This window comes from Agromyces agglutinans (assembly GCF_009647605.1).
GTDB lineage: Bacteria > Actinomycetota > Actinomycetes > Actinomycetales > Microbacteriaceae > Agromyces > Agromyces agglutinans.
Genome location: NZ_WJIF01000002.1, coordinates 299,667 through 320,667 on the forward strand (window position 1 = coordinate 299,667; position 21,001 = coordinate 320,667).

General features: G+C 70.7%; 20 protein-coding genes. 8 read left to right on the forward strand and 12 right to left on the reverse strand.

All coding sequences use genetic code 11. The features are described 5' to 3' along the window. Nucleotides 1-48: 48 nt before the first annotated feature. Nucleotides 49-1,473, reverse strand: a complete 1,425-nt coding sequence (locus tag GE115_RS04610) for a DUF6421 family protein (protein WP_153683609.1) — start codon at nucleotides 1,471-1,473, stop codon at nucleotides 49-51. Between the two features lie 300 nt (nucleotides 1,474-1,773). Here GE115_RS04610 and GE115_RS18490 point away from each other — a divergent pair, with 300 nt between their 5' ends. Next, a complete protein-coding gene (locus GE115_RS18490; protein WP_216648750.1) occupies nucleotides 1,774-2,310 on the forward strand; it encodes a hypothetical protein in 537 nt (178 codons plus the stop codon). Between the two features lie 132 nt (nucleotides 2,311-2,442). Here GE115_RS18490 and acs read toward each other — a convergent pair whose 3' ends face one another. The 10 genes from acs to GE115_RS04665 all read right to left on the reverse strand — a co-directional run bounded on the left by acs (nucleotide 2,443) and on the right by GE115_RS04665 (nucleotide 11,576). Further along, nucleotides 2,443-4,491 carry an acetate--CoA ligase gene (gene acs, locus GE115_RS04620; protein WP_153683610.1) on the reverse strand — a complete coding sequence of 683 codons (2,049 nt, stop codon included), beginning with the start codon at nucleotides 4,489-4,491 and terminating at the stop codon, nucleotides 2,443-2,445. Between the two features lie 204 nt (nucleotides 4,492-4,695). Continuing rightward, nucleotides 4,696-5,436, reverse strand: coding sequence for an ABC transporter permease (locus tag GE115_RS04625; RefSeq protein ID WP_153683911.1), 741 nt, complete (start codon nucleotides 5,434-5,436; stop codon nucleotides 4,696-4,698). Between the two features lie 74 nt (nucleotides 5,437-5,510). Then, complete coding sequence (locus GE115_RS04630) at nucleotides 5,511-6,335, reverse strand: ABC transporter ATP-binding protein (protein WP_153683611.1); 825 nt, start codon at nucleotides 6,333-6,335, stop codon at nucleotides 5,511-5,513. 40 nt (nucleotides 6,336-6,375) lie between these two features. Further along, nucleotides 6,376-6,741, reverse strand: coding sequence for a DUF1048 domain-containing protein (locus tag GE115_RS04635; protein WP_153683612.1), 366 nt, complete (start codon nucleotides 6,739-6,741; stop codon nucleotides 6,376-6,378). Between the two features lie 2 nt (nucleotides 6,742-6,743). Then, complete coding sequence (locus GE115_RS04640) at nucleotides 6,744-7,112, reverse strand: PadR family transcriptional regulator (protein ID WP_153683613.1); 369 nt, start codon at nucleotides 7,110-7,112, stop codon at nucleotides 6,744-6,746. A gap of 280 nt (nucleotides 7,113-7,392) precedes the next feature. After that, the gene (locus GE115_RS04645; RefSeq protein ID WP_153683614.1) at nucleotides 7,393-7,863 is read right to left on the reverse strand and encodes a VOC family protein; all 471 of its coding nucleotides are present in this window, start codon (nucleotides 7,861-7,863) and stop codon (nucleotides 7,393-7,395) included. Further along, a complete protein-coding gene (locus GE115_RS19205; RefSeq protein WP_216648752.1) occupies nucleotides 7,856-8,587 on the reverse strand; it encodes a helix-turn-helix domain-containing protein in 732 nt (243 codons plus the stop codon). Before GE115_RS19205 ends, GE115_RS04645 begins: the two co-directional genes overlap by 8 nt. 92 nt (nucleotides 8,588-8,679) lie before the next feature. After that, on the reverse strand, nucleotides 8,680-9,516 hold the full coding sequence (locus GE115_RS04655; protein WP_153683913.1) for an ABC transporter permease: 837 nt from the start codon (nucleotides 9,514-9,516) through the stop codon (nucleotides 8,680-8,682). Between the two features lie 90 nt (nucleotides 9,517-9,606). After that, nucleotides 9,607-10,644, reverse strand: a complete 1,038-nt coding sequence (locus GE115_RS04660) for an aliphatic sulfonate ABC transporter substrate-binding protein (protein ID WP_153683615.1) — start codon at nucleotides 10,642-10,644, stop codon at nucleotides 9,607-9,609. Between the two features lie 32 nt (nucleotides 10,645-10,676). Further along, a complete protein-coding gene (locus GE115_RS04665; protein ID WP_153683616.1) occupies nucleotides 10,677-11,576 on the reverse strand; it encodes an ABC transporter ATP-binding protein in 900 nt (299 codons plus the stop codon). Between the two features lie 206 nt (nucleotides 11,577-11,782). Between GE115_RS04665 and GE115_RS04670 the strand changes: the two genes are divergently transcribed. The 6 genes from GE115_RS04670 (at nucleotide 11,783) to GE115_RS04695 (ending at nucleotide 19,265) form a co-directional block, all read left to right on the forward strand. Further along, nucleotides 11,783-12,847 (forward strand): LacI family DNA-binding transcriptional regulator, encoded by a 1,065-nt coding sequence (locus GE115_RS04670; RefSeq protein ID WP_153683617.1) that lies wholly within the window; start codon nucleotides 11,783-11,785, stop codon nucleotides 12,845-12,847. Between the two features lie 38 nt (nucleotides 12,848-12,885). Continuing rightward, on the forward strand, nucleotides 12,886-14,163 hold the full coding sequence (locus tag GE115_RS04675; protein WP_153683618.1) for an extracellular solute-binding protein: 1,278 nt from the start codon (nucleotides 12,886-12,888) through the stop codon (nucleotides 14,161-14,163). Nucleotides 14,164-14,173: 10 nt separating this feature from the next. After that, nucleotides 14,174-15,127, forward strand: coding sequence for a carbohydrate ABC transporter permease (locus tag GE115_RS04680; protein ID WP_153683619.1), 954 nt, complete (start codon nucleotides 14,174-14,176; stop codon nucleotides 15,125-15,127). A 182-nt stretch (nucleotides 15,128-15,309) separates the two neighbouring features. Continuing rightward, complete coding sequence (locus GE115_RS04685) at nucleotides 15,310-16,065, forward strand: carbohydrate ABC transporter permease (RefSeq protein WP_153683914.1); 756 nt, start codon at nucleotides 15,310-15,312, stop codon at nucleotides 16,063-16,065. Between the two features lie 2 nt (nucleotides 16,066-16,067). Then, entirely contained in the window at nucleotides 16,068-17,147 is a 1,080-nt protein-coding gene (locus GE115_RS04690) for a glycoside hydrolase family 130 protein (protein WP_153683620.1), read from the forward strand. Between the two features lie 57 nt (nucleotides 17,148-17,204). Further along, a complete protein-coding gene (locus tag GE115_RS04695) occupies nucleotides 17,205-19,265 on the forward strand; it encodes a hypothetical protein (RefSeq protein ID WP_153683621.1) in 2,061 nt (686 codons plus the stop codon). A gap of 7 nt (nucleotides 19,266-19,272) precedes the next feature. On the opposite strand, the gene GE115_RS04700 is transcribed toward GE115_RS04695, so the two are convergent. Continuing rightward, entirely contained in the window at nucleotides 19,273-19,758 is a 486-nt protein-coding gene (locus GE115_RS04700; RefSeq protein WP_172979700.1) for a GNAT family N-acetyltransferase, read from the reverse strand. A 49-nt stretch (nucleotides 19,759-19,807) separates the two neighbouring features. Between GE115_RS04700 and GE115_RS04705 the strand changes: the two genes are divergently transcribed. Beyond that, nucleotides 19,808-20,989: a fumarylacetoacetate hydrolase family protein gene (locus tag GE115_RS04705; RefSeq protein WP_312854898.1), complete on the forward strand. Its 1,182-nt coding sequence runs from the start codon at nucleotides 19,808-19,810 to the stop codon at nucleotides 20,987-20,989. The last annotated feature ends 12 nt before the right edge of the window (nucleotides 20,990-21,001 follow it).

Genomic DNA, 21,001 nt, shown 5'->3' on the forward strand with positions numbered 1-21,001 from the left:
GTGGTCGAAGACCGAAGCGTATCGAGCCCCGGCGCGCGGCGCGCGCCGCTACTCGGCCGGCGTGCGCCCCGTGATGCCGACCGTCGACTCGATGACCGGCTTCATCTTCCTGTCGAGCGCCTCGTAGAACATCGACAGCGGGAACTCGTCGTCCATCACGAGGTCGGTGTAGCCCTTCGGCGGCCCCGCGAGCACCTCGCGCGGCAGGCCCTCGGCCCACACCGACGCCGGGTTCGGCGTCACGACGCCCGACACGAGCTCGTAGGCGGCGAGCCAGTGCGCCGTCTTCGGGCGGTCGATCGACTTCCAGTACAGCTCGTCGATCGCGTCGCCGAGTTCGACGACCGCATCGGGCACGGCGGCCCAGTCGAACGTGAGCTTCACGTCGGTCCACTCGAGCACGTGCTTGCGGTGCAGCCACGCGAACAGCAACTGGCCGCCGAGCCCGTCGTAGTTGCGCACGCGCGAGCCGGTGATCGCGAACCGGAAGATCCGGTCGAAGATCACGGCGTACTGCACGAGCTTCGCGTGCTCGCGCACGACCGGGTCGGTCGTCGGGTCGCGCTCGAGCCGCACCGACTCGCGGAACGCCGTGAGGTCGCACCGCAGCTCCTCGAGCGAGTACAGGAAGAACGGCATGCGCTGCTTGATCATGAACGGGTCGAACGGAAGATCGCCGCGCATGTGCGTGCGATCGTGGATGAGGTCCCACATCACGAAGGTGCGCTCGGCGAGCTCCTGGTCGTCGAGCAGGCGCGCCGCGTCGTCGGGCAGGTCGAGCTTCGTGATCTCGGATGCCGCGCGAACGACCCTGCGGTACCTCGCAGCCTCGCGGTCCTGGAAGATCGCACCCCACGTGAACGCCGGGATCTCGCGCATCGCCACGGTTTCGGGGAACAGCACTGCCGAGTTCGTGTCGTACCCGGGCGTGAAGTCGACCAGCCGCAGGCTCACGAAGAGCTTGTTCGAGTAGTCGCCGGCCTCGAGCTCCGCGATGAAGTCGGGCCAGATCGTCTCGACGACGAGCGCCTCGACGTGCCGGTCGGGCGAGCCGTTCTGGGTGACCATCGGGAACACGACGAGGTGGCGGATGCCGTCGATGCGGTGCCGCTGCGGCTCGAACTCGACGAGCGAGTCGAGGAAGTCGGGCACGCCGAACCCCTCGTCGCGCCAGCGCCGGAAGTCGGCCACGGACGCCTCGAGGTACGCGTGCTCGTGCGGGAAGCGCGGCGCGAGCGCCTCGATCGCGGCGATGATCGCGTCGACGTGATCGGATGCCTCGGCACGGTCGGCCTCGTCGGCGATCGAGCCGTCCTTCGCCTGCAACGGCTGCAGCGCGGTCGCCGCGTGCTTGAGGGCGAGCCACGCGGGGTCCCGCTCGACGTCCTCCGCCAGCGCGAGGATCTCGGCGGCCTGGACGTCCTCGAGGACCTCGGGTTCGCCAACGATCGTCGCCGTGGTGTGCTGTGACATCGGAACCTCCGTTCCCCGGGATCGGGCCGCGTGCCGCGGCAGTGGACGGCGCGATTCGCCGCTGCATCCAAGGCTAGGAGCGATTCGGCTGCGATTGGTTGTCGCCGGGCGCGGGATTCTTGCGCCGCCGACGGTTTCGGCGCTGGACTGCGGCCGGACCGCGCACGCTTCCGCCATGGTGCGGCGCGGCGCCCGCGGCACCTGCTGCAGGCGGGTCGGGCCGGCTCGGCATAGCCAACCCATAGGCCCAGGCCCTAACGTTGCGGAGAACCCCGACCGGAAACCGAAAGAGGCTTCGCCATGTCCGCACCCCGTCCCTCCGCCGCCGTCGCCCTGATCGTGCCCACCCTCGCGCTCGTCGCCTCGGTCGTGGTCACCGTGCTCGGCGCGCTGTGGACCGTCTCGGCGAACGCCCTGCTCACCACGGCGCTCTCGAGCGAGACCGGCACCGCCGCCGAGGTCTACGGCAGCCAGTCGGCCATCGTCATCTCGTCGGGCCTGCTCACCGCCGGCGTCATCGGCATCATCCTGTCGCTGGTGCTCTTCGGGGCGCTCATCGGCTTCGGCGCGCTCTCGAAGCCGGTCGAGCAGAACGTCTCCGACCTGTACGCGGCCGACTTCGACGACGAGGTCGACCTCGTCGAGGCCGAGCCCGTCGCCCAGATCGTGCCCGAGCAGCCCGCCGCCGCGCCGGCCGCCCCTGCGGCTGCCCCGGCTACGCCTGCCGCGCCCGCGGCGCCGGCTGCTGCCCCGGCCGCACCCGCACCCGCCGACGCTCCCGCTGCGCCCGTCGCCGACGCGCCCGAAGCCCCCGAGGCACCCGCCCCGCGCGCCTGACGCACGCGCACACTGCAGGAAATTGGGCCCTATGCCCGCCTCACAGGCGGGATGGGGCCCATTTTCCTGCGCTCCGGCCTGCGGGAGAACGGGCCCGGGCGGCGGGCGAATGACAGCGTGCGGCCGCCCCGGTCAGCTCCGGCCGAGCAGCGCCGCGATGCGGCCGGGCACGGCCTCGTCCTGCAGCGACGTCGTGTCGCCGAGCGGCCGGCCCTCGGCGAGGTCGACGAGCAGGCGCCGCATGATCTTGCCGGACCGGGTCTTCGGCAGGTCGGCCACGAAGACGACGTCGCGCGGCTTCGCGATCGGCCCGATCGCCGTCGCGACGTGGGCGCGCAGCGCAGCCGCCCGGTCGGATGCCCCGGACGAGGCATCCGATCGCCCCTCGAGGCCGTCGGGTGCGACCACGAACGCGGCGATCGCCTCGCCGGTCGTGGCATCCGTCACGCCGACGACGCCCGCCTCGGCGACCGCCGGGTGGGCGACGAGCGCCGACTCGATCTCGATCGTCGAGAGCCGGTGCCCCGAGACGTTGATGACATCGTCGACGCGGCCGAGCAGCCACACGTCGCCGTCGGCGTCGTACCGGGCGCCGTCGCCCGAGAAGAAGTACCCCCGTCCGGCGAACCGGGCCCAGTACGAGTCGCGGTAGCGGTCGGGATTCCCCCAGACGGTGCGAGCCATGCCCGGCCACGTGCCGTCGAGCACGAGGTAGCCGCCCTCGCCGCGCGCGACCTCGTCGCCGGCGTCGTCGACGACGAGCGTGCGCAGGCCGGGCAGTGCCCGCAGCGACGAGCCCGGCTTCAGGGCGTCGACGCCTGGCAGCGGCGCCATCACCGCCGCGCCCGTCTCGGACTGCCACCACGTGTCGACGATCGGCGCCCGGTCGGCGCCGATCTCGCGCCGGAACCAGATCCACGCCTCGGGGTTGATCGCCTCGCCGACCGAGCCGAGCAGCCGGATGCTCGAGAGGTCGTGGCCGCCACGGTCGACGGCGGGCACGCCCTCGGGGAACCAGGTCATGAGCGAGCGGATCAGGGTCGGCGCGGTGTAGTAGATCGTGACGCCGTACCGCTCGATGACCTCGAAGTGCCGGCCGGGATGCGGCGTGTTCGGCGTGCCCTCGTAGATCACGCTCGTGGTGCCGTTCAGCAGCGGCCCGTACAGCTCGTATGTGTGCGCCGTGACCCAGGCGAGGTCGGCCGTGCACCAGTAGACGTCGTCGGGCTGCACGTCGAACACGGCCCACTGCGAGTACGCGGCGTGGGTGAGGTAGCCTCCGGTCGTGTGCACGAGGCCCTTCGGCTTGCCGGTCGTGCCCGACGTGTAGATGATGAACAGCGGCGTCTCGGCGTCGAACGCCTCGGCCTCGTGCACGTCGGGCTGGCGGCCCACGATCTCGTGCCACCACACGTCGCGGCCGGGCGTCCACGGCAGGCCCGGGGTCTCGTCGCCCGTACGGCGGATCACGAGCACGTGCTCGATCGACGCGACGCCCTCGACGGCCGCATCGGCCGCGGCCTTGACCGCCACCGCCGCGCCCCGACGGAACTGCCCGTCGGTCGTCACGAGCAGCTTCGCCCCGGTGTCCTCCACTCGGAAGCGCAACGCCTCGGCCGAGAACCCGCCGAACACGAGCGAGTGGATCGCGCCGAGCCGTGCGATCGCGAGCGTCACGATGACGGTCTCGAGCAGCACCGGCAGGTAGACGACGACGCGATCGCCCTTCGTCACGCCGAGTTCCGTGAGCGCGTTCGCCGCCTTCGCGACCTCGCGCTGCAACTGCGCGTACGTGAGCGAGCGGCGGTCGCCGCGCTCGCCCTCGAAGAAGAACGCGACCTTGTCACCCAGACCGGATGCCACGTGCCGGTCGACGCAGTTCACGGAGGCGTTGAGCCGGCCCCCGGCGAACCAGGTCGCCCCGATAGGCGCATCCGCCGAGCCGGCCGGTCGCTCCGCGCCGGAGGCCGCACCCGTCACCGGATGCCGCCACGTGTGCGCGGTGTGCCACCGTTCGGCCCAGTCGAGCCGTTCGGCCTGCGTCTCCCAGAACGCCACGGGGTCGGCGGCGGCCGCTTCGCGCAGGGCCGTGGCATCCGCTGCGGTGACATTCGCACGGGTGGCGAAGTCGGCGGGCGGCGCGAAGCGGCGCTCCTCGTGGAGCAGGGTGTCGATGGTCATGTCGGGTCCTCCGCGTTCCGGCCTGCGGCAACGCCGGCGCGAGGCATCCGTGACCCTTCGACGGTAGGCGAGCCGCGCGCGCGACGCCCCCGCGCGCGTCACGCCGGGTAACGGCGTCGTGCGCACCGCGCAGGAAAATGGGCCCCATCCCGGCCGTGAGGCGGGGTTGGGGCCCAATTTCCTGCGGATGGTGCGGCGACGGCGTCAGCTGAACTTGCGCCGGTAGCTCGCGATCGCGAAGCCGTACGCCACCACGAGGATGCCGACGAGCCAGGCGAGGGCGATCCAGATCTCGCCGCCGACGGGCTGCTCGGCGAACAGCGCGCGGATCGTGTTCACGATCGAGGTGACCGGCTGGTTCTCGGCGAACCAGGCGACCGGGGCGGGCATCGTGTCGGTGGGCACGAACGCCGAGCTGATGAACGGCAGGAAGATCAGCGGGTAGCTGAACGCGCTCGCGCCGTCGACCGTCTTCGCCGACAGGCCGGCGACCACGGCCAGCCAGGTCAGGGCGAGGGTGAACAGGATGAGGATGCCGGCGACCGCGAGCCAGGCGCCGAAGGATGCCCCGGTGCGGAAGCCCATGATGAACCCGACGCCGATCACGATCGCGACCGAGACGAGGTTCGAGACGAGCGACGTGAGCACGTGCGCCCAGAGCACGCTCGACCGCGCGATCGGCATCGACTGGAAGCGTTCGAAGATGCCGCCCTGCATGTCGAGGAACAGCCGGTACGCCGTGTAGGCGATGCCCGACGCGATCGTGATCAGCAGGATGCCCGGGAGCATGTAGTTGATGTACGACTCGTCGGTGCCGGTGTTGATCGCCCCGCCGAGCACGTACACGAACAGCAGCATCAGGGCGATCGGGGTGACCGCGGTGGTGATGATCGTGTCGGGGCTGCGGAGGATGTGGGTGAGCGAGCGACCGGTGAGGACCGCCATGTCGCCGAGGACGTGCGGCCGGCTCGTCGAGCGCCTGGTGCGGGCGTCGGCGTCGGTGAGGACGTTGGTGCTCATCAGAATTCCTTTCGTGCGGGCTGGGCGTCTGCCGCGGCGCCGGTCTCGCCGGTCTCGCCGGTCTCGCCGACGAGGGTGAGGAAGACCTCCTCGAGGGTGGGCTGCTTCTCGACGTACTCGACCGTGGCGGCCGGCAGGAGCTGCTTGAGCTCGGCGAGGGTGCCGTTCTGGATGATGGTGCCCTTGTGCAGGATCGCGATGCGGTCGGCCAGCTGCTCGGCCTCGTCGAGGTACTGCGTGGTGAGCAGCACGGTCGTGCCGCCCTGGGCGAGCTGCTTCACCGTCTGCCACACCTCGATGCGCGCCTGCGGGTCGAGGCCGGTGGTCGGCTCGTCGAGGAAGATGACCGGCGGGTTGCCGATCAGGCTCATCGCGATGTCGAGCCGGCGGCGCATTCCGCCCGAGTAGGTGGCCGACCGGCGCCCGCCCGCGTCGGTGAGCGAGAATCGGGCGAGCAGCTCGTCGGCGATCGCACCCGGGTTCTTCAGGTGCCGGAGCTTCGCGACGAGCACGAGGTTCTCGCGGCCCGTGAGCACCTCGTCGACCGCCGCGAACTGGCCGGTCAGGCTGATCGACTCGCGGACGTCGCCGGCCTTCGCGGCCACGTCGAAGCCGTGGACCGTCGCGGTGCCCGCGTCGGCCTTCAGCAGCGTCGACAGGATGCGCACGAGGGTGGTCTTGCCGGCTCCGTTCGAGCCGAGCAGGGCGAAGATGCTGCCCCGGGCGACGTCGAAGTCGACGCCGCGCAGGACCTGCAGCTCCTTGAAGGACTTCTCGATGCCCTGGACCCGGATCGCGGGTTCGGGGGCGTGGGTGGTGGTCATGTCGGTTCTCCGTCTCTGCGTTCGTTCACGGCGCCGGGGCTCAGGCCTGGCTGTCGGCGGCGTCGTCGATCGCCTTCGTGAAGCGCTTGCGCTCCTTGTCGATCCACTGCTTGCCCGAGTACGCCGCCGCGAAGGACTCCGCGAACTCGACGGGGTCGTCGCCGACGATGTCGCGCACGGGGGTGCCGTCGACCGCGGCGCGCTCCCACAGGTCGGCCGAGTCGCCGAGCATGGTCATCATGGTCTCGCCGTCGGTGAGGCCGCCCGTGTACATGAGGTACCGGTCGAGCGCCTTTGCAGCTTCGGCGTAGGGCGCGGGAAGGGCCGCGATGCGGGCCTTGTACTGCTTGTACTGCTTCTTCTGCTCGAGCGATCCGATGAGGGATTCGATCCAGTTGTTGGCCATGATTACTCTCCTGCTTCGGTCGTTGCGGTGTCTTGGGGTGCTGCGTCGGTGCGGTGGAGCTGTTCGATGCGTTCGGCGAGGAAGCTCCAGGTCTTCCAGAACTCCTCGAGTTCGGTGCGGCCCTGCGCGTTGAGGGAGTACACCTTGCGGGGCGGGCCCTTCTCGGACGGCACCTTCGCGACGTCGACGAGGCCGCGCTGCTCGATGCGCACGAGCAGGGCGTACACGGTGCCCTCGGCGATCTCGGCGAAGCCCTGGTCGCGCAGTCGCGCGGTGATCTCGTACCCGTAGGCCGGCTGCCCGGCCAGGATCGCGAGGACGATGCCTTCGAGCGTGCCCTTCAGCATCTCGGTCATCTGCTTGCTGCCCATGGAGTCCTCCTTCCAATGATCGGCATTCGGTATTCGGTGATGTTGAGTACTAGTACTCGGTGTTGCTGACTACTGGTACATAGTAAGCATGAGTACCGGTACATAGCAACACTGAATACCAAAAAGATCCGAGCCGATTCCGAACAGGACGCGGCAGATGCTCCGGGCGAGAGGTGCGTGGCCCGCGGGCGCGCGGCGGCGGGCGGACTCACGGACGCCGCACCCGTCGCGGGAGGCGACGGGTGCGGCGAAGGGGTGTCAGGTCAAGCGGAGCGAATCGCTATGCTCCGCCGGACGTGTAGATACCGAGCACATTGCCTTCGGTGTCTGCGAACAGGGCCATGGAAAGGCCGAACTCCTCGACCTCGGAGCGTGGTTGGATGATTCGGCCTCCGGCCGCGACGATCCGCTCGAGCGTGGCGTCGATGTCGTCGACCGAGATGTTGACCACCGGTCCCGCGTCGGCTTCGTTCGCGCGGCGATGGATGCCGCCGTTGATGGCGCCGACTTCGGTCGGATTGCCGGAGTCGTCTGCGGCCGTCGTCAGCGCATAGGCACCCTCGGTGCCCATGGGCGGCGTCCTCCAGCCGAACACGTTGCTGTAGAAACTGCTCGCGCGACCGAGGTCGTCTGCGGGCATCTCGAACCACGAGACCTTGTTCGTCTGACGCATGTCGGGTTGCTCCCTTCCGAGGTTGTCATCAGGAGCGTAGGTGCGGTCACGGTGGCGGGGATTGAAGAAATCAGACATCGAACGCCCTGCTGAACTGCCCGGGTGTGTAGCCGGTGGCAGCTCGGAACGAACGGATGAAATGCGACTGGTCGGCATAGGACGAGTGGTCCGCGCTGCGCAGCGTCTGCTGGAGGCGGATGACCTTGAGGAAGTCGTGCGGAGCAAAGCCGGTCGATTGCTGCATCGTCCGCTGCAATTGTCGCGGGGAGAGGCACGCGGCTCGCGCCATGTCGGCCACGGTGTGAATCTCGTCGATCTGTTCGAAGATGCGCCGGGTCGTCGGGTTCGGGCTCACGAGGCCGTGGTCCGCGAACCATTCGATCAGCTCGACGAGGATCGCCTGCTGGTCAACGAAGCCCCGTTCGTGGAGACGAGCGCCGAACTCGATGAGCGGAAGATCTCCGGTGTAGGGCGCGTCGATCATCCCGAGTGCGGAGTCGCCCGCCCACGTCCCCGGCAGCAGCCGGACGTTCGTGAAGTGGAACTCGCGCCCGAGATCGAGCTCGTGCGATGCCGCTCGCAGCCGGGTGATGCCGCAGATTCGCGGGTCGCGCTGGTCGAAGATGACGTACGTGCACGCGTCGGGCAGCGCATGGAACCGATAGTCGCTCGCCAAGCGCGAGCCGGTGCGGAGCGAGACGAACCGATGAACGACCTCGAGAACGCTCGGCGGGGGCAGGGCCTCCTCGAAGACGACATCACCGCCGGCCTTGTCAGTGGCGTTGCCCGCTGGGTCGTACACGGTCCCACGCTAGCCGCGCACGGCCGCTTGTCGATGCAGGCGTCGCGCTGCCGACGTCGGGGCTCAGCCGGCTCGGAAACGGCGCGGCGGGCTCAGGCCCAGCGCTTCACCGCCCAGCGCTCGAAGAGGCCGACGAGGGCGTCGGTCAGCTTGCCGAGCACGGCGAGGAGGATGATGGCGAGGAAGATGCGGTCGATGCGGCCGTTGTTGCCCGAGTCGACCAGCAGGAAGCCGAGGCCCATCGAGCTCGCGATGAGCTCGGCCGCCACGAGGAACAGCCACGCCTGCGCGAGCGCGAGCCGCAGCGCGGAGATGACCGAGGGGATCACAGCCGGCAGTTGCACGGCACCGAGCAGGCGGAGGCCGCGCAGGCCGAACGCGCGCCCGGCCTCGAGCAGGTGCCGGTCGACGTGCCGCAGCGCCGCCGCGACGATCGTGTACACGGGGAAGAACGCGCCGATCGCGATGAGGATCACCTTGGAGTCCTCGGCGATGCCGAACCAGAGGATCAGCAGCGGCACCCAGGCGAGCGACGGCACCGCGCGGATCGCGCCGAGCGTCGGGGAGAGCAGGATGTCGCCGAGCTTCGAGAGGCCGACGATCGCGGCGACGGCGAGCCCGAAGAACGCGCCGAACGCGAAGCCGATGAACACGCGCTGCGTCGAGATCGCGACGTAGAGCCCGAGCAGGTCCCGCTGCGCGAGGTCGACCGCGGCGAGCCACACCATCTCGGGGCTCGGCAGCAGCGACACGGGCACCGCGCCGCTCGTCGAGACGAGCTGCCAGGTCGCGAGCAGCGCCACGGGGATGATCGCGCCGCCCGCGATGCGGAACCAGCGGCGGTCGACGAGCCGGCGACGCGCCGGCTCGGTCGGGGTGACGGATGCCTCGCGCCCGGCACCGCGGCCGCGGGCGACCACGGTGTTCATGCCGTTCACCGCGACGCGGACGTCGTCGCCGTCGTGGATCGCCGGCCCGGTCGAGAGGACCGGGTGCGAGGCATCCGTCATATCGGTCTCCTACTCGAAGCGGGCCGCGTCGGCCTGCGACGCGAACTCGTCGTTGATGAGCGTCTCGAGGGCGTCGTCGACCTGGTCCTGCGTCGCGACGTCGCCGAGCTCGACGAAGATCGGGCCGATCTTCTCGAGCACCTCGACCTGCGCGTCGCCGGGCACGTGGTCGACATCGAGGTTGGTGCGCTCGTCGATGACCTTCGTGGCGACCGCCTCGTCGAGGCCGGCGACCTCGGCGAGGATCGCGGCGGTCTCCTCGGGGTTCTCCTCGGCCCAGGCGCGAGCCCGCTCGTAGGCGTCGACGACGGCCTGCGCGACCTCGGGCTTGTTCTGGATGAAGTCCTCGGTGGCGTTCAGGAACCCGTACGAGTTGAAGTCGACGTTGCGGTAGAAGAGGCTCGCGCCGGCCTCTTCAGCGCCGGCCATGATGGGGTCGAGGCCCGCCCACGCGTCGACGGAGCCGTTCTGCAGCGCGGCCCAGCCGTCGGCGTGCTGCAGGTTCTGCACGGTGATCTCCTCGGGGCCGACGCCCTCGGCCTCGAGCGATTGCAGCAGGAAGAAGTACGGGTCGGTGCCCTTGGTCGCGGCGACCTGCTTGCCCTTCAGGTCTTCGACCGACTCGACGCCGGTGCCGTCGACCGTCACGAGGGCCGACCACTCGGGCTGCGAGTAGATGTCGATGACCTGGATCGGCGAGCCGTTCGACCGGGCGAGCAGGGCGGCCGAACCGGCGGTCGAGCCGACCTCGACGGCGCCGGCGCGCAGCGCCTCGTTGGCCTTGTTCGAGCCGGCCGACTGCACCCAGGTGACCTCGAGCCCGGCGTCTTCGAGCCAGCCCTGGTCCTTGATGACGAGGCTCAGCGGGTTGTAGGTGGCGAAGTCGATCGAGAGGGTCTGGCCCTCGAGCGAGACGGCTTCGCCATCGGATGCCTCGGGCTCGGGGACGGCCGCGCTGCCCTCGCCGGCGACGCAGCCGGTGAGCAGCAGTGCGCTCGCGGCCGCGCCCGCGACGAGCGCGGTGCGGAAGATCGTGGGTCGTGACATGGGGACTCCTCGTGGTGCGTGCTGTGGGCGGGTCAGTACGGGAAGGCGGGAATGGTGGTCGTCGACGGGATGCCCCGCGCGCTGCCGTGCCGGTCGATGCCGAGGCCGTCGAGCAGGCGCCCGCGGAGTTCGGCGAGCTCGGCGGAGCCGCGGTCGCGCGGGCGGGTGCCGGGGACGACGACGGTCTGCCGGATGTCGGCGCCCGGGCGCACCGGGCCCCGTTCGTCGTCGTCGGGCTCGGTGCCGAGCACGATGATGCGGTCGGCGAGCTGCAGCGCCTCGTCGACGTCGTGCGTGACGAGCAGCACGGTCGTGGGTTCGGCGGCGTGCACGTCGAGCAGGAGGTCCTGCATCTTCAGCCGGGTGAGCGCGTCGAGTGCGCCGAACGGCTCGTCGAGCAGGAGCACCGAGGGGTTGCGGGCGAGCGCGCGCGCGAGTGAGGCGCGCTGGGCCATGCCGCCCGAGATCTCGCGCGGGCGGTGGCCGGCGAAGTCGGCGAGTCCGACGAGTTCGAGCAGGCGCTCGACGTGCTGCCTGCCCGCGCCGCGGGCGGTACCCCGGGGGAGGCCGAGGGCGACGTTCTGGGCGACCGAGCGCCACGGCAGCAGCCGCGGCTCCTGGAAGCCGACCGCGCAGCGCACGTCGTACGAGGCCACCGCGCGGTCGCCGATCGTCACGCGCCCGGCGGTCGGGCGGTCGAGGCCGCCCGCGATACGCAGCAGCGTCGACTTGCCGCAACCGCTCGGGCCGAGGATCGCGAGGATCTCGCCCGCGTCGACCACCAGGTCGACGTCGCGGAGCACCGGGCGGGTGCCGTCGGCCGTCGGGAAGGAGCGGCCGAGGCCGGCGAACTCGACCGGCAATGCGGCGGTGCCGCTGATCACCGAAGATGCTGCGGTGTTCGCGGCCTTCGGCGCAATCTTCGCCGACATGCTGGCTCCCGGCTGGGTCGATACGGGGGAATGCTTCGACGCTACCCACGCATCGCTCTGCCGTCAGCCCGCGCCGACCCGCGGCGTAACACGTCGGCGCCCCGAAATGATCGATCCTCGATTTGTCAACCCCTGTTCAGGGCCGCAGACGCGAGGCAAGCTCGACTAAACCGGTTTAGTCCCGCCGGACGCTCGAAGGGGTGCGAATGCCGATCGCCGATGCCCGTGCCGACGACGATGCCGTCGCGCCCTCGCGCGTCACCATCGCCGATGTCGCCGCGCGCGCAGGCGTGAGCAAGGGCCTGGTCTCGTTCGCGCTCAACGGCCGCGCGGGAGTCAGCACCGAGACCCGCGACCGGATCCTCGCGTGTGCCGACGAGCTCGGCTGGACGCCCAGCCTCAGGGCCCGCTCGCTGAGCATCGACCGCTCGTTCGCACTCGGGCTGGTGATCGGCCGAAGCCCCGACGTGATCGCGGCCGACCCCTTCTTCCACGCCTTCATCGCCGGCGTCGAGAGCGAGTTCTCCACCGCCGGGCAGGTGCTCGTGCTCGCGGCCGTGACGCCCGGGCGCCAGGAGGCGGTCACCTACCGGGGCCTCGCCTCCGACCGCCGCGTCGACGGCGTGATCCTCAGCGACCTCCGCGCAGGCGACGAGCGCCCCGCCCTCGTCGCCGAACTCGGGCTCGCCGCGGTGACCCTCGGCCGACCCGACACCGACACGCCCTTCCCGGCGGTCACGATCGACGACGGCGCCGGCATCCGCACGGCCGTCGAGCATCTGGTGGAGCTCGGCCACCGGCGCATCGCGCACGTCGCCGGCCCGGCGACGATGCTGCACGGACACCGCCGTGCCGAGGCGTTCCGTGCGGCGATGGCCGATGCCGGCCTCGACGGCGCATCCGTCATCGAGACCGATTTCAGCGCGAACGCGGGCGCCGAGGCCACGCGACGGCTGCTCGACGTCTCCACCGGCCGTCGGCCCACCGCGATCGTCTACTCGAACGACCACATGGCGCTCGCCGGGCTCGCAGTCGCCGGTCGGGCGGGCATCCCGGTGCCCGCCGACCTCTCGATCACGGGCTTCGACAACACCGAGCTCGCCGAGTACGTCTTCCCGTCGCTGACCTCCGTGGCGACGGATGCCGCCGCGTGGGGTGCCGTCGCGGCGCGCACGCTGCTCGCCTCGATCGCGGGCGAGGAGCCCGACGACGTCGAGCTCGACCCGCCCCGGCTCGTCGTACGCGAGTCGACCGCAGTCAGCCCGAACTGACCACGCGGCACCGATGCCGCATCCGGAAAGGACACATCATGCGACGACGCATCATCACCTCCGCGGCCCTCGGGGCGGCAGGACTCCTTGCCCTGGCGGCGTGCACCGCCGGCGAGGAGGGGGGCACCGAAAGCCGCGGCGACATCAAGATCTGGTACTCCAACAATGAGGTCGAGATCGCCTGGGCCGAGCAGATGGTGGAGGCGTGGAACGCCGACAACCCCGACGAGCAGATCGAGGCGCAGGAGATCCCGGCCGGCAGCTCGAGCGAGGAGGTCATCGGCGCCGCCATCGCCGCGGGCAACGCGCCGTGCCTGGTCTACAACACGTCGCCCGCCGCGGTGCCGCAGTTCGAGCGGCAGGGCGGACTCGTGAACCTCTCGGAGTTCGACGACGGCGACGGCTACATCACCGAGCGTTCCGGCGACGTCGCCGAGCAGTACCGCTCGGCCGACGGCGACTTCTACCAGATGCCGTGGAAGTCCAACCCGGTCGTGATCTTCTACAACAAGGACCTGTTCGCGCAGGCCGGACTCGACCCCGAGAACCCGCCGCTCGCGACGCATGACGAGTTCCTCGAGACCTCCCGCACGCTCGTCGCCTCGGGCGCCGTGCAGCACGCCATCTGGCCCGCGCCGACGAGCGAGTTCTTCCAGAGCTGGTTCGACTTCTACCCCCTGTACGCCGCGCAATCGGGCGGCCGGCAGCTCATCGAGGACGGCGAGGCGACCTTCGACGACGAGAACGGCCAGGCCGTCGCCGACTTCTGGGCGACCATGTACGCCGAGGGTCTCGCGGGCCAGGAGGCCTACAACGGCGACGCGTTCGCCGACGCGCAGTCGGCGATGTCGATCGTCGGCCCCTGGGCCATCTCGGTCTACGGCGAGGACGTCAACTGGGGCGCCGTTCCGGTGCCGACGGCGGACGGCATCGACGCGAGCGAGACCTACACATTCAGCGACGCGAAGAACGTCGGCATGTTCACGGCCTGCGAGAACCAGGCGACCGCGTGGGATGTGCTGAAGTTCTCGACGAGCGAGGAGCAGGACGGCATCTGGCTCGAGGAGACCGGACAGATGCCGTTGCGCCAGGACCTCACCGAGACGTACGCCGACTACTTCGCGGCCAACCCCGCGTACGAGGCCTTCGGCGACCAGGCCAACCGGGTCGTCGAGGTGCCGAACGTCGCGAACTCGGTGGAGATCTGGCAGGAGTTCCGCGACCGCTACTCCGAGGCCGTGATCTTCGGCGAGGGCGACACGGCGTCGTTCCTCTCGGATGCCGCTGAGCAGGCGAACGAGCTCGCGGCGGAATGACGGTGACGTCATGACCACCCTCTCCAGCTCCCCGGTCGGCACGGCCCCCGCGCCGGCCGGGAAGCCCTCCGGCTCGAGGCCCAAGCGGCGTCTCCTGGGGGAGCATCCGCTCGGCACGCTGTTCGCCGCCCCGTACGTCGTCTTCATCGCGGTCGTCTTCGCGTACCCGATCGGCTTCGCGGTCTGGATGTCCTTCCAGGACTACTTCTTCGCCGCGCCCGGCGCGGTCGTCGATCGCCCGTTCGCGGGCTTCGACAACTACGTCGCGGTGCTCTCCGATCCCGACGTCTGGCAGGCGTTCGGCAACGTGGGCGTCTTCCTCGTCATCAACGTGCCGTTGACGGTCGTGCTCTCGCTGCTGCTGGCCTACGCGTTGAACACTGTGATCCACGCGCGCACGTTCTTCCGCGTCAGCTACTTCGTGCCGTACGTGACCGCATCGGTCGCCGTGGTCGCGGTGTGGCTCTTCCTGTTCTCGGGGAACGGTCTCGTGAACCAGGTGCTCGGGCCGCTCGCGCCCGACCCGTCGTGGCTCGTGAACTCGGCCCTCGCGATGCCGACGATCGCGCTGTTCGTGACTTGGAAGGGGATGGCGTTCTACATCCTGCTCTACCTCTCCGCGCTGCAGAACGTGCCGAAGGAGCTGTACGAGGCGGCATCCGTCGACGGAGCCGGCCGCGTACGCAGGTTCATCTCGGTGACGGTGCCCAGCGTGCGCTCGGCGACCTTCCTCGTACTGCTGCTGGCGACCATCACGGGCGCCAACCTCTTCACCGAGCCGTACCTGCTCACCGGTGGCGGCGGTCCGAACGGGGCATCCACTTCGCCCGTGCTGCTGATGTACCAGCGCGGCATCGAACAGGGCAACCCCGATGTCGCGGCCGCGATCGGCGTCATCCTCGTCGTCCTCGTGCTCTTCGTCGCGTGGCTGCAGCGCCGTTTCGTCGGGCGGGAGGAATCATGACCGTCGCGAAGGAACCGAAGCGCACGAAGCCGACGGATGCCGCGACCGGACCCGCGCCGACCACCCGCGCGGTGACGACCGGGCGCCACCACGACCCGTCGAGCGGCGGACGACTCCAGGCGGTCCTGCTCTACCTCGTGCTGTCGTTCGGCGCGGTCGCGTTCCTGTTCCCCTTCTACTACATGGTGGTCGGGTCGCTGCAGGCCGAGGTCGATCCGTCGGTCGCGGGGGCGTTCCCCGCGCCGGGCAACCTCTCGTTCGAGAACTACGTCGCGATCGACGAGCGCATCGACCTGTTCACCGGGCTCATGAATTCGGGCATCTTCACGGGCGGCGCCCTCATCGGCACGGTCGTCTTCGGGGTGCTCGCGGGCTACGCCCTCGCCATCCTGAAGTGGCGCGGTCGCGGGTTCGTCTTCGCGATGGCCCTGCTCGTACAGGTCGTGCCGTTCCAGCTGCTGATGATCCCGCTGTACGTGATGATCGCGCGCGACTTCGGCCTCGCCGACTCGTACCTCGGCATGATCCTGCCGTTCCTGATCAACTCGACCGCGGTGATCATCTTCCGGCAGTTCTTCCTGCAGTTGCCGAAGGACCTGTTCGATTCGGCGCGCATCGACGGCGCGAGCGAGGTGCGGGTGCTCTGGAGCATCGCACTGCCGCTCGTGCGCCCGGCTATCGCGACCGCCGTCATCCTCACGTTCATCGGCCCGTGGAACGAGTTCCTCTGGCCGTTCCTCGTGACCAAGGAGGCCGAGTTGCAGCCGCTCGCGGTGTCGCTCGCGAACTTCATCTCGAACATCGCCGCGTCGACGGCGAACCCGTACGGAGCGATGATGGCGGGCGCGGTCGTGCTCTCCATCCCCGCGATCGTGCTGTTCCTGGTGTTCCAGCGCTCGTTCGTCTCGACGGACCTCGGCTCCGGAGTGAAAGGCTGATCATGACCGACCCACCTGCCACGCCGACGCGCGTGCCGTACTCCCTCACGCGCATCGGCGTCGTGATGGAGCCGGAGCCGGGCAACCCGAACGAGGCCGAGGGGGTGCTGAACCCGGCATCCGGTCGCGGCCCCGACGGCGAGCTCTACCTGCTGCCGCGGCTCGTCGCCGAGGGGAACGTCTCGCGCGTCGGGCTCGCGCGGGTCGTGGTCGAAGCCGGCGTGCCGATCGGCGTCGAGCGTCAGGGCGTGGTGCTCGCGCCCGATCGCGGGTGGGAGCGCGGCGTCGGCAACGCCGGCGTCGAGGACCCCCGCACGACGTGGATCGACGAGCTCGGCCTGCACGTCATGACCTACGTGGCCTACGGCCCGCTCGGCCCGCGCACGGCCGTCGCGGTGTCCGACGATCTGAGGAGCTGGCGGCGTCTGGGGCCCGCGCTGTTCGCCTACGACGACGCGCTCGACATGGACCTGAACCTCTTCCACAACAAGGACACGACGTTCTTCCCCGAGTCGGTCATCGGGCCCGACGGCACCCGCAGCCTCGCGGTGCTGCATCGCCCGATGTGGGACCTCGGCGAGACGAGGCCCGGGCAGGGGGTCCGGGTGCCGGCCGGAACGAGTGACGAGCGGCAGTCGATCTGGATCAGCTACGTGCCGCTCGACGCGGTGCGGGCGGATGTCTCGGCGATCACCCTGTGGAGGCGGCATCGGTTCCTGGCGGGGCCGGAGTTCCCGTTCGAGGAGCTGAAGATCGGCGGCGGCCCGCCGCCGCTGCGCGTGCCCGAGGGGTGGCTCGTCATCCACCACGGCGTGACCGGCGCGATCGACAGCGCGTTCTCGCAGCAGCAGAACGTGAACTACGCCGCGGGGGCCATGCTGCTCGACGCGCATGACCCGGGCATCGTGCTCGCGCGCACACCTGAGCCGATTCTCGCGCCCGAGACCGACGACGAGCGCAGCGGCATCGTGCCGAACGTGGTGTTCCCGACGGCCGTCGAGGAGATCGAGGGAGTCCGATACGTGTTCTACGGCATGGCGGATTCGAAGATCGGCGTGGCGCGGCTCGACCGCGTCGAGTGAGCCGCGCGAAAGGACAGCGGCGACGGCAGTGACCGCAGGGCAACGAGGGGGATTCCGATGGGTGCATCGACGAAGACGACGCGGAGGCCGGCGCAGCGCGTCGCGGCGTGGGGGCTGGCCGCCGCGCTGGCGGCGGGAGCGCTCGCCGCGACGGCGCCGCCTCCAGCGGCAGCGGAGGTGCCCGAGGCATCCGCGCTGGCCAACCTCGACCACCTCGACTTCCTGCTCGACACTGCGACACCGACGCCCGAGCCTGGTCACACGACGTACCGGCTCGCCGAGGAGCCCGAGCTGGTGCAGCCGTGGACCTACGCGGATGCGCGCCCCGGCGGCACCTTCGAACGGGTCGGCGGCGGTCCGCTCGACCCGGTGACGGGCGACTGGGGCCAGGGCGCCTACAACGCCGATGACACCTCGCGTGCCGCCGTCGTCTACCTGCGGCACTGGCGGCAGACCGGCGAGGAGACGAGCCGCGACACGGCCTACGAACTGCTGCGCTCCCTCGCGTACCTGCAGACGAGCGAGGGGCAGAACGCGGGCAACGTCGTGCTCTGGATGCAGCCCGACGGCGATCTCAACCCGAGCGCCGAGCCGGTCGAACTGCCCGACCCCTCGGACTCCGGACCGAGCTACTGGCTCGCGCGGACGCTCTGGGCCTTCGGCGAGGGGTACGCCGCGTTCGCCGCCGACGGCGGCGATCCCGGCTTCACGGCATTCCTCGCCGATCGCCTGGCCCTCGCACGCGACGCGGTCGACCGCCAGGTGCTCACTCGCTACGGCGAGTACGCGATCTCCGACGGGTGGCGCGTGCCGGCCTGGCTGATCGTCGATGGCGCGGATGCCACCGCCGAGGCCGTGCTGGGCCTCGCGGCGTACGTCGAGGCGGCGCCCGACGATGCCGCGGCCCGCGACACGCTGGCGAAGCTCGCCGAGGGCGTGGCCGCGATGTCGGCGGGCGATGTGGACTCGTGGCCGTACGGCGCGATCCTGCCGTGGGCGAAGTCGAGCACCCTTTGGCACGCGTGGGGGTCGCAGATGCCCGCGGCGCTGGCCGAGGCATCCGCGGTACTCGACGACCCGACGCTGCTCGAACCCGCCGTGCGCGACTCGTCGACGTTCACGCCGACCCTGCTGACCGCGGGCGGGCCCGACAACGGGTGGTTCCCGACGCCCACCGACCGCGTGCAGATCGCCTACGGCGCCGATTCGCGGCTGCAATCGCTGCTGGCGGTCGCCGACGCCTCGGGCTCGCCCGGCTTCGAACAGCTGGCCGCGATGCAGGCCGCGTGGTACTTCGGGGCGAACCGCTCCGGGCAGGTGATGTACGACCCGACGACGGGCGTGACGTTCGACGGCCTGCAGGCCGATGGCTCGATCAACCGCAACGGCGGAGCCGAGAGCACCATCCACGGGCAATTGTCGATGCTCGCGCTCGACGAGCGTCCGGAGGTCGCGGCGCGCGCCGTCGCGGTGTCCGAGGTCGGCGAGCGCATCGGTCTCACCAGCCTCGAGGCCGAGGATGCCACCTCGACGACCGGTGACCTCGTGACGCCCGCTTCGGCCTGGACCGGGGAATCGTCGTACTCGGGCGACACGCTCGTGCTCGAGCGCGGCGAGACCGCGGCGTGGGCGCTGCCGAACCCTGCGGAGCGCTGGTCGGTGGAGCCCGTCGCCTGGCTGCCCGCGGACTCGTCAGGGCTCTCGATCTGGCGCCGGGGCGGTTCACTCCCCGGCCTCGTGGCGGCGACCGGCCGCGAGCAGGGCATCAGCGCGAGCGACGAGCCGGGCGCGCTGGCGCCGCAGGCGGTGCTACCGGATCTCCGCCCGGTCTCCGCCGAGCTGTCGACGCGGGTCCTGCACGGCGAATTGCGGCTCGACGCGCTCATCGTGCGGCCGCTGATTTCCCGTCTCCTGCTCACCGGCGCGGATGCCGCGACCGAGCTCGTGCACTCGTCGTCGGTGCTGCCGCGGCGTGCGACCGTCGGGTTCGCGACCCTCCCTTCGGTCGTCCGGGTCTCTTCGTCGACGGGGCAACTCGTCGCCGAGCGGTCGCTCGGGCCAGGGTCGTCGACGATCGTGCTCCCACCCGGAGGGTTCGCCGTGACCACGGCGGGTTGAACGGGCGCTACAGCTCCTTGCGCATGTGGAGGGCGGCGGTGAGGTAGCCGAGGCTCTCGTAGAGCGCGATCGCCGGCACGTTGGTCGCGAACGCGTTCAGGCCGATGCTCTTCGCACCGTGCTCGCGCGCGATCTCGTCGGCGCGTCGCATGACCTCGCGCGCGATGCCGCGCCGCTGGAACTCGTCGAGCACGCGCAGGTCGTAGACCCACCAGTCCTCGGTGCCACGCGAGTCCCAGGGGCCGATCCACAGCCACCCGGCCTCCTCGCCGTCGACCTCGACGGTGTAGAGCAGGTGCCCCTCGATCAGCCGCCCATCGGGGAAGAACCGGGCCTCCGACTGCGCGCGCGCCGCATCCGCCGATTCGGGGCTGTCGCCGGCCTCGAGCCTGGCCTCCTCGTACTCGCGCATGGCCACGGGAAGCCAGCGCGCGACGGCCTCGTCGTCCTTCGGGACGAGCACGATGTCCGACGGATCCACGTGGGCGACCATGCGCTCCATGCTGCCATGGGAGTGGCATCCGCATGCGAGGATTCGTGTCGTGACCCCGCTTCGCATCGGCGACGCCGCCGACCTGCTGCCCGCAGACGGAACGGTCGGCGCCCTCGCCGGCCGCGTGTTCGATCCGGCCGTCGGCGGCCCGAGCGTCATCGCGATCCGCGCCGAGGGCGTGGTCGACCTGAGCGCCCGGTTCGCGACCATGCGCGCGCTGACCGAGCAGGCCGACCCGGCCGCCGCCCTGGCCGCCGCCGACGGGCCGGTGCTCGCGAGCCTCGACGAGGTGGTCGCGAACACGCCCGACGACGTGCGCGACCCCTCGTGTCCGTGGCTGCTCTCGCCGATCGACCTGCACGTCGTGAAGGCCGCAGGCGTCACGTTCCCGGTCTCGATGATCGAGCGCATGATCGAGGAGCGCGCCGGCGGCGCCGCCGACGCGGCGGCCGACGTGCGCGCGGAGGTGCTGGGGCTTCTCGGCGGCTCGCTCGACGACCTCGTTCCGGGCTCGCCCGAGGCGGCGGCCCTCAAGGAGCTGCTCATCGAGCGCGGCATGTGGAGCCAGTACCTCGAGGTCGGCATCGGCCCCGATGCCGAGGTGTTCACGAAGGCGCCCGTGCTGGCGACCGTGGGCCCGGGTGCCGACGTGGGCGTGCTCTCGACGTCGGCCTGGAACAACCCCGAGCCCGAGCTCGTGCTCGTCGTGGCCTCCGACGGCCGCATCGTGGGCGCCACGCTCGGCAACGACGTGAACCTGCGCGACATCGAGGGCCGCTCGGCGCTCCTGCTGGGCAAGGCGAAGGACAACAACGCCTCGGCGGCCGTCGGCCCGTTCATCCGCTTCTTCGACGACGGCTACGCGCTCGACGACGTGCGACGGGCCGAGGTCTCCCTCAGCGTCGAGGGCGCCGACGGCTTCCGGCTCGAGGCATCCAGCCCCCTGGCGAAGATCAGTCGCGACCCGGCCGCCCTCGTCGCGCAGACGATCGGCCCGCACCACCGGTACCCCGACGGCTTCGTGCTCTACCTCGGCACGCTGTTCGCGCCGATCCAGGACCGCGACGAGCCCGGCCACGGCTTCACGCACCAGGAGGACGACGTCGTGACGATCCGCGAGCCGAGACTCGGTGCGCTCGTCAACCGCGTGCGCCCGAGCGAGACGGTCGCACCGTGGAGCTTCGGCATCGACGACCTGTACCGCAACCTCGCGCAGCGCGGCCTCATCTGAGGTCGCGTCCGC